The organism is Candidatus Aminicenantes bacterium (assembly GCA_026393855.1).
Taxonomy (GTDB): domain Bacteria; phylum Acidobacteriota; class Aminicenantia; order Aminicenantales; family UBA4085; genus UBA4085.
In genome coordinates this window covers 75234-89560 of record JAPKZJ010000072.1, presented here as the reverse complement: position 1 = coordinate 89560, position 14327 = coordinate 75234, and the positions used below count along the sequence as shown (strand labels likewise).

The following is a 14327-nucleotide window of genomic DNA, read 5'->3' as shown; positions in this document are numbered from 1 at the left end:
GTCATGGTGGAATCCTTTCCCGCCGCATCCGTCGGGGAGGAAGAGTTTACCTCAATTCTCCAAGAAATCCTATCGGTCCGCTCGGTCGGGTCCGGCGGCCCCTACCGGCACCGCTCCGGCCATGATATAATTGCCATCTTCCAACATGGAAATCATTATCCAGCCGGACGGCCGGCAAGCCAGCGCCATAGGCGCCCGCATCGTCGCCGGCCTCATCCGCCGCAAGCCTGACGCGGTTCTGGGCCTGGCCACCGGGAACTCCCCCCTCCCTCTCTATGCCGAGCTGGTCGAAATGCGCCGCCGCGACAGGCTCGATTTCGGGAGGGTCCGGACGTTCAACTTGGACGAGTTCATCAGCCTGCCCCCGGAGCATCCCGCGTCTTATCACGCCTTCATGAAGCGGCACCTCTTCGACGGTCTTAACATTCCCGTCGGGTCCATCCACATCCCGGACGGCATGGACCCCGATGTCGAGAAAACCTGCCGCGAGTATGAGGCGGCCATCCGAGCTTGCGGCGGGATCGATCTCCAAGTCCTGGGCATCGGCAGCGACGGCCACATCGGCTTCAACGAGCCGACTTCGTCGCTGGCCTCGCGGACCCGGATCAAGACGCTGACCGACCGCACCCGCCGGGACAACGCCGCCGATTTCGGCGACCCGGAGGAGGTCCCCTTCCACGTCATCACCATGGGGGTCGGGACGATCATGGAAAGCCGGATGTGCCTGCTTCTGGCCTTCGGGAAAAAGAAAGCCGCCGCCGTCGCCGCCGCGGCCGAAGGGCCGATCACGGCCATGGTCCCGGCCTCGATCCTGCAGATGCATCCCCGGGCCGTCTTCCTGCTGGACGAGGAAGCCGCTTCCGATCTCAAGCGGGCCGAGTACTACCGCTGGGTCTTCGACCACAAGCCGGGCTGGCAGAAAGATAAATAAAGCGGTCCTCCCATCGCCGGGGCCTGCATCATGGCATTCGGCCCGGCGGCTTCGGGCTCTTCTCGCCTTTTCCCACAGCTCTCCTCGGCGCCTCGGAACTGCGCATTCGAGATTTCCCGATCTCGGAGATCACCCCCTCCGTTTCGATTCCGTTTGATGGTCGCGTGCTCAAACAGCCCTCAGCGGCCGCTGGCTTCCCTCAGAGAGCTATGGAAAAAGGCGCCGCCCTCGCGATTTCGCCGTTGGCCGAACGCCATACTGCCCGACCATCCCCCGGCGATAGGAGAAACACTATTAACGAATCCAACCCTGCCCGGGGCCGATCGTCACTTCCGATGCGGCCGTCCCGGTCAGGACGATATTTTTTCCCAAGACATCGCCCTCGAATGTATTGCCCTCGATTCTGACATTGCAGCAGGAATCCAGGGTCACGGTCGCCTTCCGGGCGTGGAACGGCGCGAAGGCCCGGCTGCGGACCAGCCGGTTGCCTGAAAACGTCAGCCCGTCCACAGATTTGGCGTAAAGGACCGGATAGTCGAAGGGATAGAACTCGTTGCCTTCGATCCGGATGGAGCGATGGAACGGGAAGGCCGGATCCGGCTTGGGGATCTCGGGAAAGACGCTGATGATCCCCTCGCAGAATTGATACATCGAGGTCAGGCAGGGCGCGGCGAAGAGGTTGCGCCGGATGGTCACGTCACGCACCGCGCCCGATTCGTACCATTGGTTCGCGTCGCCGGCGATCAGGATGGCCGAGCCGCTCGATTCGAATCGATTGTCCTCGATCACGACCCGGCCCGGTGTGGAAACCAGGACGCCCCGAGCCCGGTTGGAGTCGAAGCGGCAGCCGCGGATTTCAACGTCCGGCGACCAGGTCAGGTTTTCGAGGGCATCCCCCGGCTCGATCCCGGCCGGGACGGGCGCCGCGAAGCGGATCTCGAAGGTGTCGCGGTCGCGAGCCTCCCAGGAGGCGCAGACGCCGTCCCCCATCGTGCGCATCGAATCGTTTTCGATGAAGCCGACCTTGTCGCCGGGGCGGCCCCAGTGCATCCCCGTCGACTGGTCGTGCATGAAGCGGGCCACCAGTCTGTCGGGGGCGGGCTTGGCGATAAGCCGAACGCTCGTTCCATGGACGTTGACGGGATCGTCCATCAAACCATGGAAGCGGCACTTTTCAATCCGGACAAGCCCGCGGCAGTTGGAGAAGTGGGCCCCGTCGTCGTGGCCGGAGAGCGCCTTGCGGGTTGGCGAAGGGACGACGTTGGACTCGCGCAGGGTGACGTTCTCGCAGAACTGGGCCAGGAGCCCCAGCCCGGCGCAGTGGTAGAGGTCGACTTTCTCGACCGTCACGTTCCGGCTGTCGGCCAGAAAAAGGCCGGCGTGATCGCGCTCGCTATGACGGAGAACCAGCACGTTTCCGGGCTTGGGCAGGCGGCCGAAGCGCCGATTCAGTCGCACCAATCCCGGCTCCAGCTCTTCGGCCCGATAATCGTTCCAGCCTCGGCCGAGGCAACCGGCGTCCCCCGTGCCCGGGACGACCCGCAGGGTCTCCCCGTCGAACTCCATCGTCCCCCACCAGGCGCTCTTCCAGCCTTCGCCGACGAAGACGAGCTTGCCGCCTTCGATCAGATGGGGATAGCGCGCGGGATCGATCCGAAGATCGATCGATTCTTCGCCCGCCGCGGCGACCACGGCCTCGGCGCTCAAGGGGACTTCCCAGTCGATCGACAGGTTGCGGATCGTCACGTCCGACGAGCGGTCCACGGTGAACGGCTGGATGCGATCGTGGAAGATTAGACTCGAGCCGCCGCCGTCGACGGTCAGCCCGGCGAAGCTCTCGATGAAGACGGCCAGCCGCTTGGGGTTGTTGTCCGTCGTGTTGGACTCGAAGTAATCCTTCTGCAGCTCGGGCACGGGCCAGAAGTCGTAGCGGCCCTCTGGAAAAACCAGCACGGGATTCTTCAGGCCGCGGCAGGCCTGCAGGGCTTTGACGACGGCGGGGACGGCATTCTCGCGGCTGTCCGGTTTGATCCCGAAGTCGGTGACCCGGATGACGGCTTGGGGGCGAAGCCTGCCGCCAAGCCCGCCGCCGGAACCGGAAAGAGAAAGAAGAATCAGAACGGGAAGAAAAAGCGTGTATCGCCCTCGCATATCGGCACCTCGCGCTCGTCAGCCTATCTGAGGATGATCTCGATCACCGGCACTTCGACGGCGGGCTTGACGGCGGGCAGGCGCAGGACGACCGCCCCGTCGTCGGCATCTTTGCGCTCGCCCGGCATGAAGCCCATATAGCCCAGGTCGCGAGGGTTGGCGGCATCCCGGAACGGGATCTCCGAGGCGTCGTTGAGGAGCTGGGCATAGCGGACCTTGCCGCCGAGCCCCGGCAAGGTCAGGGTCCCGATCGGCCATTCCAGGACATGGACATAAAGCCGCTTGGCCACAGGGTTATAAGTCAGAAAGGCATGGGCGGGTTTGGGGAACTCGTCCGGGGCTTGGGTGCACCCGGTGATCGAGCGGTCGTGAAGCTTCATCCAGCGGCCGATGCCTTCCAGCCTCTCCTCGGCCCGGTCGTCGAAGGCGCCGCGGGCCGTCGGCCCGACGTTGAGCAGGAAGTTGCCGCCTTTGCCGACGACTTCGATCAGCGTGACCACGAGCTGGCGGACGCTCTTCCAGGTGGCCTCGTCGCGGTGGTAGCCCCAGCTTCCGGAAAAGGTCTGGCAGGTCTCCCAAGGCACCCGGCGGCCGTTCATGGTCAGCCATTCTTCGGGCATGAACTGTTCGGGAGTCCGGAAATCCCAGCCGCCCGGAACGTCCAACAAATCGAGCCTGTCGTTGATAAGGATGTTTGGCTGCAGCTCGCGGATCAGAGCCAGGAGCTTCTCGGACTCCCAATCCGCCCGCCCCTTGCCGTCCTCGCCCGGGAAGGAGAAATCAAGGAACAGATAGTCGATGGTCCCATAATTGGTCAGCAGTTCCCTGACCTGATCGCGCATATAGGCGGCATATTTTTTTACGTCGCGGCCTTTGGCTTGCTCGCGGAAAACGGCATCGTTCCCCTGGGGATGCTGCTTGTCCACGGGGTAATCGGGATGGTGCCAATCCAACAGGGAATAATAGAGCCCGACCTTAAGCCCCTCCGCCCGCATGGCCTCGACCAGCGGGGCGATGAGGTCTTTGCCGTTGGCCGTAGCCGGGGCTTTGTAATCGGTGTGCTTCGAGTCGAACAGGCAGAAGCCGTCATGGTGCTTGGTCGTAACCACAAAATATTTCATCCCGGCCGCCTTGGCCGATCGGGCCCATTCCTTGGGGTCGTAGAGGTCCGGGTTGAACTGCTCGAAATACTTCCGATAGTCGGCGTCGGTGATATGCTCGTTGAACTTGACCCATTCATGCCGGGCGGGCAGGGCGTAGAGCCCCCAGTGGATGAACATGCCGAAGCGGGCGTCGGTCCACCAATTCATTACGGCCTCCTAGCGAGCGAGCTTTTTTCCTAGACTATAGATAGAAGATCGTATTTTCAAGTCGATCTCTTTTCCATTCTGTGCGGGTTGGTCAGGCGTCGAGGTGTTCGGCCAACGGCGAAATCGCGAGGGTTTAGATTTATTCCATGCGCTATAATGAATCCTCATGATTGTGCGCGAAGTCCAGGCCAAGTCGATCCTCAATGCCTCGAAGATCCACGAGTACTGCGTCAATCCTTATACCGGCTGTGCCGTGGGCTGCCGCTATTGCTATGCCGCGCTCTTCATCCCCCGCTACTCCGGCCACGCCGAGCCGTGGGGGACCTTCGTCGACGCCAAGACGAACGCCCCCGAGCTCCTGGCCAGACAGGTCAAGAAGGCCAAGCCCGGCACGATCTGGATCGCCTCGGTCTGCGATCCCTACCAGCCGGCCGAGGAGCAGTTCGGCCTGACCCGGGCCTGCCTGGAGATCCTGCGCGGCGCCGGACACCCCATCCGCATCCAGACCAAGTCGGCCCGTATCGTACGCGACTTCGACCTCATCCGATTGATTCCGGAGATAACGGTGACGATCTCGATCACGACAGAGGACGAGCGCGTGGCCCGGCTCTTCGAGCCCGGCGCCTCCCCTCCCGCCGAGCGGATCGAGGCGCTAGCCCGCTTCCACGATGTGGGAGTCCGGACGACCGCATTCATCGGACCTGTCCTGCCCGGCGACCATGCCCGCCTGGTCGGCCTTCTGGCCGGCAAGGTCGACGAGATCCTTGTCGATCGGTTGAACTACGTCCCCCACATCCGGGCCTTCGCCGAGCGGCACGGCTTCGGCGCCGCCCTGACCGACGCGTTTTTCAGCGAGCGCAGGCAGGCGATCGCCAAAGCCCTGCGCGCCACCGGGATTCCCCACCGGATCCTCTTTTAGGCGGAGGAAAAAGCTAGCGATCCTGCGTTCCGGGACCCGGCTTCCCCGGCCGGACAGGCGGCTTGGGGGCCTTCTCTTCATTGAATTCGGGCCGAACCCGAACCGGCGCGGCGGGCGGCTTCTCCGCCAAGGCCGCGGCCAGCCATCCGTCGGCCGCATAGATGTCGGGCCGGAAATGGACGCTGCCGTCTGCGAGCGGCCAAGCCGTGCCGGAAAAGACGTGGACGGCGATCCGGCTGGCTGTCAAAAGCATCCGTTCCTCGCCCTTGTCGATCTGCTCCTGGACGCGTTCCGGCGTCCAGCGCGGCTCGCCGCCGAGCAAATAGGCGGCGAATTCGAGAGGACGCTCGACCCGGACGCAGCCGTGGCTGAAGGTCCGGACGGCCTGGCCGAAATCGGAGCGGTACGGCGTGTCGTGCAGGTAGATGTCGTACCGGTTGGGGTGGGTAAACTTGAGGCGGCCTAGGACGTTGAGCGGCCCGGGCATCTGAACGAGCCGGAAATCGAGATTCTTCTCCGTCACCGCGGCCAGATCGATGGAGCCGGGATCGACCAGCATCTCCTCCCGGCCTTGGCCCCGGAACAAGTACATGCCGTTGCTCTTCAGGTAGTTGGCGTCGGCCCGGATGTAGTTGACCAGCTCCCGGGCCAGGACGCGGGACGGAGCATTCCAGGACGGGTTGACCATGACGTCGGTCATCAGGCTGGTGAAGCAGGGAGTCGGCCAGACTTGGGTACCGGCCACGATCTTCATCCGCATCACCTCGCGGGCCGCGTCGACAACGAAGAGCTCGAAGTCCGCGACGTCGACCATGACATAGCGCGGCCCAAGGTCGGCCGGCAGCCAGCGCCAGCGCTCCAGATTCAGGGCGATCTGGCGGGCTCGAGCCGAAGCGGGGACGTTGAGCGCCGCCCGGGTGGCCGGATCGAGCCAACCGGTCTGCGGCAGACTGTGTCTCTGTTGGAAGGAGCAAAGAGCGTCCACCAAGGGCTCGTCGAAGCGATCGATGGCCTCCGGCCTTCCGATCGGGCCAAGACCCTCGGCCGCGAGCCGGAAGCGGAGAACCGGGACACGGCCGTCCGAGTCGCCGGGCTTGATCTCCGGCCCGTCCGGCAGCTCGCGCCAGCCCCGGCCGGTCAGCTCTTCGTAGCGGGCCAAGTCCCGCCGCAAAGCGGCATAATACTCATGCCCCGGCAATAGATTCATAAGCTCCGAGCGGAGATCCCCTCCGGCCGAGACCCGTTCCAGAACGGAGGCCAAGTCGGCTTTGGCGGAGCGTCCGTCCCAGCGGGCTTTACGCGCATCTTGATCGACCTTGCCGTCGGCCAGGTGGGACGCGAACAGGAGGAAAGCGTCCGTCAGCAGGAGGTCCGCTTCGGCCGTCCAGACGACTTCGCGGCCGTCGCCCAGGCGGGAGAGGGCAGCCAAATGATAATCGTCGGGGGAAAGACCGTCCCGTCCGGCGTCTCGGATAGCGGATATAAGCTCGTCCGCCGCGGGCTTTCTGACTCCTGCCTGGCTCCAAGCCGGGCGGTAATCTCGAGCCCTGAAGAAATCGCGCACGGCGGCCGCGGCCAGAACCGGCTCCCCCGCCGCGCAGACGAGCGGAGGGTCCTCGACGGTCTGCAGGCGGCCCCAGATGGCGTAACGGACACGCTCGTCGAAGGTCATAGGGCGGGCGGCGGCGGCTTCCTTCCCCCGGCAGCCGGCCGCCAGGACACAGAGCGCCGCCAACACGGCATAGACCCATTTGCGCTGGCTTCGATTCATCCGGATGGCTGGGAGCATATGAAATCCGCCCCATCATAGACAAGTCCCGGGAGCCGGTCAATTTTCCAGAAAGCCGGTCTGCTATATTACGGGCATTACTCAGAAAAAGTAGATCAAACTCGGCCGAAGGGAATGGGGATGAGCGCCGATGCGGAAATTTCGCCGCGTGTTCTCGTTTTTCGAGGGGAGCCCGCTCGGAAAGAAGCGGGCCGGCGAGGATGTTTAAGCGGACCGTACAAAAACCGTAAGATCGATGCGGGCCGCGAGTACCGAGCCGCCGAGAAAAACGAGACGCCACGGCGCAAAAATTTCCGCCAGAGCGAATCCCCATATCCTGAGGCCCTTCTTGACCCTGACTGGAGCGGGGAATACAATGCCCGCTTGGAGTCAACATGACCCTACAAGTCGGTGTCCTCCTCCTCCTCATGGTGGCCGCCTACGCCGCGGCCAGTTTCAAGAAGCTGTCGGTCGAGATCAGCATCCTGACCGCCGCCCTGGTCGGCGGGATCGGCGGGGCCTTCCTCAAGACGCCGCCGCTCGGCGAGCTGCCCCGCCATCTGGTCGAGGGCATGTTCCCCTACCTCGACGTCATGCTCGTCTTTTCCACCGCCACCTTCTTTATGGCCTTGGTCAGCGAGTCGGGCGGCGTCAATTACGTCGTCCGCGGCGCCATCCGGCTGTTCTACAATGTCCGGGTCGTCGCCCTCCTGGTGCTGATGATCATCATCCTGATCCCCGGCGCCCTGACCGGGGCGGGCAGCGTTTCGCTGCTGGTCGTCGGCGCCCCGGTGGCCCTGGCCTTGAAGGCACTCGGCATCCCCGAGCGCAAGACCGCCGCCATCCTCTTCATCGTGGCCGGCTTGGCCGCGGCCGCGCCCCCGGTCAACATTTGGGCGATGATTCTCTGCGCCGGCACAGCCATCCCCTATGTCGGGTTCACCTACACGCTGGGCATCCCGGTCCTCATCCTGGGCACGTTCACCGTCCTCTGGCTGGGACTTAAAAAGGAAGGCGGCCTGGACAAAGCCGCCGCTCTGGCCGCCCTGCCCCCGGCCCCGGCTAATATGAAAGGCTGGCGCGTCCTCCTGCCGTTCCTGGTTTTCTTCGGCATGGTCATAGCCAACCGGACCTGGCCCTTTGCGACACCGATCTTCGGCCTGCCGCTCGAGTTCAGCGCCGCCGCCTTCACCGCTTGGCTGGTGAGCCCCAAGAAGCCCGACGTCCTGAAGCTGGCCCGCAACACCATGAAACGCCTCCTGCCCCTGCTAGCCACCATGATCGTGGTCGGCATGCTGCAGCAGATCATGACCGCCACCGGTGTCCGCGGCATGATCTCCTACGCCGTCATCTCCATTCCGCTGGTCCTGCTGTTCATTCTGCTGGCCGTCATCATCCCCGTGTCCGAGGGCGTCCTGACCTACGGCGCGGCGGCCATCCTGGGCATCCCGTTGATCTGGTTCTTCGACTCGATCGGCCTGCACGCCACGGTGGCCATCGCCGGCTTGAGCATCCTCTGGCCGCTCGGCGACGGCCTGCCGCCGACGGCCCTGATCGGACGCCTGAGCGTCATGGTCTCCGAGTATAAAGGCACCTACTGGTCCTTCCTCCGCCAGACCTGGCTGCCCTGGCTGGTCATCACGGTCACCGGCATCCTGATGGTCGTCTACAGCGCCAAGCTGGCCTTCCTGGTCCGCTGGAGCATGTGAGGAGCCCCGCCATGAACGTCATCATGATCCTATACTACCTGATCACGGCCGCGCTGGTCCTCCTGCTCGGCTGGAACTTCCTGCGCGAGCGCAAGAGCGCCAACGACATGATCCTGGGCCTGCTGGTCATCGTGCCGCTCGTCCTCCGCCTCCTGAGGGTCAAATGAGCGCCCCGGCCAAGGCCGAATTGGCCCATCCCGGTCGCGTCAAAGCCTTCCTGGCCGTCCTTACCGCGGCCCTGGCTGTGGCCGGCGGAATCCCCCTCTACAAGCACCGCCACTCGCAAATGCCGATCGTGGCCGGCCCCGGCGTCACCAAGGTCATCAAGCTGAGCGACTACCTCCCCGCGCTCAAGGGCCGCTTCGTCGACACCGACGTCTTCGTCATGGAAGGCGCCGAGCCGGGCGGCAAAGCCCTGCTGCTGGCCGACACCCACGCTAACGAGCCGGCCGGGCTCCTGGCCTGCCAGATTCTGATCGAGAACGCCGTGGTCGAGAAGGGCACGCTGTATATCATCCCAACCTTCAACCGCTCCGCCAGCCGAAACACCAAGGCGGGCGACGGCTACCCGCTCTACTTCGACATCCCCACCGACTGGGGCCAGGTCCGCTTCCGGATGGGCACGCGGGACACCTCGCCGCTCGAATCCTGGCCCGACCCCGACGCCTACATCCACTACCCCGACAAGCAAGCCTTCTCCTACCTCGACGTCCGCAACATCAACCGGACCTGGCCCGGACGGCCCGACGGTCCGATCATGGAGCGCGTCACCTTTGCGGCCATGGAGATGATGCGGCGCGAGAAGATCGACGTGGCGCTGGACTTCCACGGGGCCGAGACGATGTTCCCGGTCACCAACTGCGTCGTCGCGCCCCAAAAATCGGCCAAGATCGCTACCCTCGCCACCATGATGGTCAAGGCTATGGAGGGGTTCGACAGCCACGTCGAGCCGTCACCCCAGAACTTCCGCGGCCTGTCCCACCGGGAGATCGGCGACTTCTCCGACACCCTGCCCTTCCTCCTCGAAGCGCCCATCCCGTTCCTGGACCAGCCGACCGGCCCCAAGACGGTCAAGTTCCTCCTGGACGGCAAGGATCCCTTCCTGCTCAGCCTGGCCAAGAAGAAGAAGCTCTTCGTCCCCTATGACGAGAAGGGCTGGCCCATGGACAAGCGGGTCGGCCAGCATATGAGCACGGCCCTGGAGATCCTCCGCCAGTTCAGCAAGAAGACGCCCGATCGGGCTATCCGCCTGACCGGGGCGCCCAAGTACGCCGACCTCATCCGCGACGGCGTCGGCAAGTATTACCGTGATCCGGCCAAAGCCGAAGCGGGCCGGGTCCACTACGAATGACCGCCCCATCCGAATGCCAAGGAGACCGCAGATGACCGCCACCCGAAGATCCGCCTTCCGTTTTCCGGCCGCCCTGGCCCTAGCCGCCGCCGCCCTCGTCTATCTGGCCCTGCCGTCACGGCCGGCCTCCGGCGGGGCGGAGGCCACGGCTTTCGAGCCGACGCTCGATAACTGCACCGTCATCCTGGTCGGCAAGGACGCCTCGACGGACGGCTCGACCATGGCCACCCATACCGCCGACTGCGGCAGCTGCGATTGGACCTGGCTCAAGGTGCCGGCCGCGGACCACAAACAGGGCGAGATGCGCAAGCTCTACCACATCTCGCAGATGAAGACCTGGCCGCCGAGCGAGGGCCTGAAGTGGGACATGATCAAGAAGGACTACGCCGGGGTCGAGATCCCCGAGCCGGCCCACACCTACGGCTACATGCACGGCGTCTTCGGCTATATGAACGACCAGCAGCTGGCCTTCGGCGAGTCGACCATCGGCAACGTCCGCAAGATAGGGAATCCTACCCCGGCCGCCAAGACCGATATCACCATGCTGACGCTGCTGGCCATGGAGCGCTGCAAGACCGCCCGCGAGGCCATCCTGCTCATGGGCGGCTTGGCCGAGAAGTACGGCTATGGCTTCGTCGACGGCGGCGAGATGCTGGCCGTGACCGACCCCAAGGAAGTCTGGATTTTCGAGATCATGCCGGCCGGCGCGCTCTGGACGCCCGAGAGCGGCAAGCCGGGCGCGGTCTGGTGCGCGCAGCGGGTGCCCGACGACCAGGTCAGCGTCTGCCCCAACGAATCGCGGATCGGCGAGATCGACCTGGCCAACAAGGACTATTTCCTGGCCTCACCCAACGCGGTCTCGTTCGCCGTCGAGCAGAAGCTTTACGACCCCGCATCGGGCCAGCCCTTCAACTGGAAGCGGGCCTATTCCCCCGGCGCCGGCAGCGCCCTGAGCACCAACGGCGGCCGGCAGCGGATGTGGCGATTCTTCTCGGCCGTGGCGCCATCGAAAAACTTCGCCGCCGGCCTCGAGAACATGGACTTCCCCTTCGCCGTCAAGCCGGACCAGAAGCTTTCGGTCCAGGACGTCATGACCCTGACCCGGGACAAGTCCTACGGCACCGTCTTCGACCCGGTCAAGGGCATTCGCGGCGGCCCCTTCCAGAACCCCAATTACTACACGGCGACGCGCAAAATCAGCGTCTCCAACGCCGAGTACACGACCGTCACCCAATGCCGAGCGTGGCTCCCCGATCCGATCGGCGGCCTCACTTGGCTCGCCTGGGGCGACCAGGCCACCGCGTGCTATATGCCCTTCTATGCCGGGGTGACGACGATGCCCAAGTCCTTCGGCGTCGGCGACCATTTCATCCTCAACCGGGCTTCGGCCCGCTGGGCCTTCGACTACGTCGATTTCCATGTCCAGCCGGTCTACTCCGAGGCCATCAAGGACGTCCAGAAGGCCCAGCTGGAGTGGGAAGTCGGGGCCCTGACCCGGATCCCCGAGATCGACAAGCAGGCCCAGGCCCTCTACGCCAAATCGCCGGCCGAGGCCGTCAAGCTCATCACTAAATTTAGCAACGAGAACGCCGAGAAGGTGGTGGCCGCCTGGTGGGACCTGGGCGACGCCCTGCTCGTCAAATACGACCATTTTGGCTTTTACGACGCCGCCAAGCGCACCCGAGCCCGCGTCCAGCTGTACGGCTCCGTCTGGAACAAAGCCGTACGGATGGTCGATATATGGCTGGAAAAATAACCAAAGGAGACGGACGATGAGACACCCCAAGAGCTGGGCGGCCGCGGCCGCCCTCACGGTCGGCCTGATGGCCGCCGTTTTCGCCTTCGTCGGACCGGCCCGGACCGAGACGCCGGACCTGACCTTGACCCCCGATCATGAGGCCTGCACGGTTCTTATGGTCGGCAAGGGCGCGTCGACCGACGGGTCGACGATGACGACCCACACCTGCGACTGCGGCACTTGCGATTGGACCTGGGGCCACGTCCCGGCCAAGGACCACAAGACCGGCGAAGTGCGCAAGATCTGGCACATCAACCAGTACACGACCTGGGCCGAGGGCACCAAGTGGACGCTCGCGGCGACCAAGGGCGATACCGGATTCGCCATCCCCGAAATCTCCCACACCTACGCCTACCACCACGGCATGTTCGGCTACATGAACGAGAACCAGGTGGCCATCTCCGAGTCCACCCTCGGTACGGTCCGCAAGCTGGTCAACAACACTCCGGCGGCCAAGATCGACCTGACCATGCTGTCGCTGCTGGGCATGGAGCGGTCCAAAACGGCCCGCGAATGCATCGCAACCATGGGGGCTTTGGCCGAGAAGTACGGCTACGGCTTCAACGACGACGGCGAGATGTTCGCCGTGTCCGACCCCAACGAAGTCTGGATCTTCGAGATCATGCCGGTCGGCCCGCTGTGGACGCCCGAGAGCGGCAAGCCCGGCGCGGTCTGGTGCGCCCAGCGGGTGCCCGACGACCACGTCAGCGTCTGCCCCAACGAGTCCCGCATCGGCGAGATCAAGCTCGAGGACAAGGACTTCTTCATGGCCTCGTCCAACGTGGTCTCCTGCGCCATCGAGAACAAGCTCTACGACCCCGCCTCCGGCAAGCCCTTCAGCTGGAAGCATGCTTATTCCCCGGCCAACGCCTCGGCCCTGAGCAGCAACGGCGGCCGGCAGCGGCTGTGGCGCTTCCTGGACGGCTGCGCCCCCTCCCTTAAGATCAACCCCAACACGCCCAACATGGACCTGCCCTTCTCGGTCAAGCCCGACAAGAAGCTCTCGGCCCAGGACGTCATGAACTGGACCCGCGACAAGTCCTACGGCACGATCTTCGACCCCGTCCAGGGCATCCGCGGCGGCCCCTTCCAGAACCCCAACTATTACAGCGCGACCCGCAAGATCAGCGTCGCCAACGTCGAGTACACCAGCCTGGTGCAGTGCCGGCCCGGCCTGCCGAACGAGATCGGCGGCATCATCTGGCTGTCCTTCGGACCGCAGGATACGGCGATCTACATGCCGCTCTATGCCGGCATGAACGCCGTGCCCAAGTCCTTCACCGTCGGCGACCACTTCGTCTTCAACCGGGCCTCCGCCCGCTGGGCCAGCGACTATGTCGACTTCCACACCCAGGTCGTCTACAACCAGGCCATCAAGGACGTCCAGAAGGCTCAGCTCGAGCTCGAGGGCGGCGCCATCCAGAAGATCCCCGAGATCGACAAGGCGGCCCTGGCGCTCTACGCCAAGAGCCCGGCCAAGGCCCGCGAGTATCTGACCAAGACCGCCATCGAGCTGGCCGACCGCATGGTAGCCGGCTGGTGGGATCTGGGCGACAAGCTGCTCGTCAAATACATCCATCTCGGGTACTACAACGTCGAAAAGCGGACCCGGGATCGCGTCAACGCCTTCGTTCCGCAGTGGAACAAGGCCGTCCGCATGGTCGACACCTGGCTGGAGCCCGAGCCGGCCCCCGGCGGCCGCCGCTAAGGCCGGACCCGCCGTCCCCAAGGAGTGAAAAAAATGAGAAAAGTCCTGATCGTCCTACTCGCCGTCGCGGCCCTGGCCTCCCTGGCCGCGGCCCAGGCGGTTGTCCCCAAGGCCAAGCTGCCGATCCTGACCACTTCGGCCGGGCAGAGCAATGACGTCAACGCCCTGAACATCGTGCTGGAAGAAGCCGACCTCAAGTACGACTACTGCGACGTCCCCACACCCGAGCTTCTCGCAGCCGGCGTCGGGCTGGGCGGCAAGCAGTCGGCCGAAGGCTTCCACGTCGAAAGCAACACCGACCTGGCCAAGTTCCCCAAGGGCACGCCCTACAAGGCCGTTATTTTCGCCATCGGCGCCAGCCTCAAGGGCATGGGTGCCTCGGGCCTGACCATCGACACCGAGGAAGCCCGGGTCAAGAAGCTCGTCGACTACTGCAAGAAGAACAAGATCATGCTCATCGCCGTCCACGTCGGCGGCGAGGCCGGGCGCGGCCCTGCCGGCAGCGACAACGAGCGGATGATCGACGCCGTCGCCCCCATGGCCGACTTCATCGTCGTGACCAAGGACAGCAACAAGGACGGGCGCTTCAGCAAGATCGCCGAGAAGGGCAAGATCGCCTTCCAGCAGGTCGACTACGCCCTGGGCCTGGTGGACATCGTCAAAAAGATGTTCAACTGATCCG

Annotated in this window: 11 protein-coding genes; 8 read left to right on the top strand and 3 right to left on the bottom strand. The window is 64.5% G+C overall.

From position 1 onward, the window contains the following. Positions 1-145 precede the first annotated feature (145 nt). Positions 146-931, top strand: a complete 786-nt coding sequence (gene nagB, locus NTZ26_09015; protein ID MCX6560644.1) for a glucosamine-6-phosphate deaminase — start codon at positions 146-148, stop codon at positions 929-931. A 294-nt stretch (positions 932-1225) separates the two neighbouring features. On the opposite strand, the gene NTZ26_09010 is transcribed toward nagB, so the two are convergent. Then, on the bottom strand, positions 1226-3082 hold the full coding sequence (locus NTZ26_09010; protein MCX6560643.1) for a right-handed parallel beta-helix repeat-containing protein: 1857 nt from the start codon (positions 3080-3082) through the stop codon (positions 1226-1228). A gap of 23 nt (positions 3083-3105) precedes the next feature. Continuing rightward, positions 3106-4392, bottom strand: a complete 1287-nt coding sequence (locus NTZ26_09005) for an alpha-L-fucosidase (protein ID MCX6560642.1) — start codon at positions 4390-4392, stop codon at positions 3106-3108. 166 nt (positions 4393-4558) lie between these two features. Here NTZ26_09005 and NTZ26_09000 point away from each other — a divergent pair, with 166 nt between their 5' ends. Then, complete coding sequence (locus tag NTZ26_09000) at positions 4559-5311, top strand: radical SAM protein (GenBank protein MCX6560641.1); 753 nt, start codon at positions 4559-4561, stop codon at positions 5309-5311. A gap of 13 nt (positions 5312-5324) precedes the next feature. On the opposite strand, the gene NTZ26_08995 is transcribed toward NTZ26_09000, so the two are convergent. Continuing rightward, positions 5325-7100: a L,D-transpeptidase family protein gene (locus NTZ26_08995; GenBank protein ID MCX6560640.1), complete on the bottom strand. Its 1776-nt coding sequence runs from the start codon at positions 7098-7100 to the stop codon at positions 5325-5327. 374 nt (positions 7101-7474) lie between these two features. Here NTZ26_08995 and NTZ26_08990 point away from each other — a divergent pair, with 374 nt between their 5' ends. Genes NTZ26_08990 through NTZ26_08965 form a run of 6 tightly spaced genes read left to right on the top strand, consistent with a single transcriptional unit; the run spans position 7475 to position 14323 of the window. After that, positions 7475-8788, top strand: coding sequence for a C4-dicarboxylate ABC transporter (locus NTZ26_08990; protein MCX6560639.1), 1314 nt, complete (start codon positions 7475-7477; stop codon positions 8786-8788). Positions 8789-8799: 11 nt separating this feature from the next. Further along, entirely contained in the window at positions 8800-8955 is a 156-nt protein-coding gene (locus tag NTZ26_08985; protein MCX6560638.1) for a hypothetical protein, read from the top strand. After that, entirely contained in the window at positions 8952-10139 is a 1188-nt protein-coding gene (locus tag NTZ26_08980; protein MCX6560637.1) for a succinylglutamate desuccinylase/aspartoacylase family protein, read from the top strand. The genes NTZ26_08985 and NTZ26_08980 overlap by 4 nt, the downstream gene beginning before the upstream one ends. Positions 10140-10170: 31 nt before the next feature. Further along, positions 10171-11895: a C69 family dipeptidase gene (locus tag NTZ26_08975; GenBank protein ID MCX6560636.1), complete on the top strand. Its 1725-nt coding sequence runs from the start codon at positions 10171-10173 to the stop codon at positions 11893-11895. 16 nt (positions 11896-11911) lie between these two features. Next, a complete protein-coding gene (locus NTZ26_08970) occupies positions 11912-13645 on the top strand; it encodes a C69 family dipeptidase (protein MCX6560635.1) in 1734 nt (577 codons plus the stop codon). A gap of 33 nt (positions 13646-13678) precedes the next feature. Next, positions 13679-14323, top strand: coding sequence for a DUF6305 family protein (locus NTZ26_08965; protein MCX6560634.1), 645 nt, complete (start codon positions 13679-13681; stop codon positions 14321-14323). Positions 14324-14327: the final 4 nt, after the last annotated feature.

What these genes read in the sequence shown, in the direction of transcription:
- nagB (MCX6560644.1), top strand. Translation starts at nt 146, where the DNA reads ATGGAAATCATTATCCAGCCGGACGGCCGGCAAGCCAGCGCCATAGGC.
- NTZ26_09010 (MCX6560643.1), bottom strand. Translation starts at nt 3,082, where the DNA reads ATGCGAGGGCGATACACGCTTTTTCTTCCCGTTCTGATTCTTCTTTCT.
- NTZ26_09005 (MCX6560642.1), bottom strand. Translation starts at nt 4,392, where the DNA reads ATGAATTGGTGGACCGACGCCCGCTTCGGCATGTTCATCCACTGGGGG.
- NTZ26_09000 (MCX6560641.1), top strand. Translation starts at nt 4,559, where the DNA reads ATGATTGTGCGCGAAGTCCAGGCCAAGTCGATCCTCAATGCCTCGAAG.
- NTZ26_08995 (MCX6560640.1), bottom strand. Translation starts at nt 7,100, where the DNA reads ATGCTCCCAGCCATCCGGATGAATCGAAGCCAGCGCAAATGGGTCTAT.
- NTZ26_08990 (MCX6560639.1), top strand. Translation starts at nt 7,475, where the DNA reads ATGACCCTACAAGTCGGTGTCCTCCTCCTCCTCATGGTGGCCGCCTAC.
- NTZ26_08985 (MCX6560638.1), top strand. Translation starts at nt 8,800, where the DNA reads ATGAACGTCATCATGATCCTATACTACCTGATCACGGCCGCGCTGGTC.
- NTZ26_08980 (MCX6560637.1), top strand. Translation starts at nt 8,952, where the DNA reads ATGAGCGCCCCGGCCAAGGCCGAATTGGCCCATCCCGGTCGCGTCAAA.
- NTZ26_08975 (MCX6560636.1), top strand. Translation starts at nt 10,171, where the DNA reads ATGACCGCCACCCGAAGATCCGCCTTCCGTTTTCCGGCCGCCCTGGCC.
- NTZ26_08970 (MCX6560635.1), top strand. Translation starts at nt 11,912, where the DNA reads ATGAGACACCCCAAGAGCTGGGCGGCCGCGGCCGCCCTCACGGTCGGC.
- NTZ26_08965 (MCX6560634.1), top strand. Translation starts at nt 13,679, where the DNA reads ATGAGAAAAGTCCTGATCGTCCTACTCGCCGTCGCGGCCCTGGCCTCC.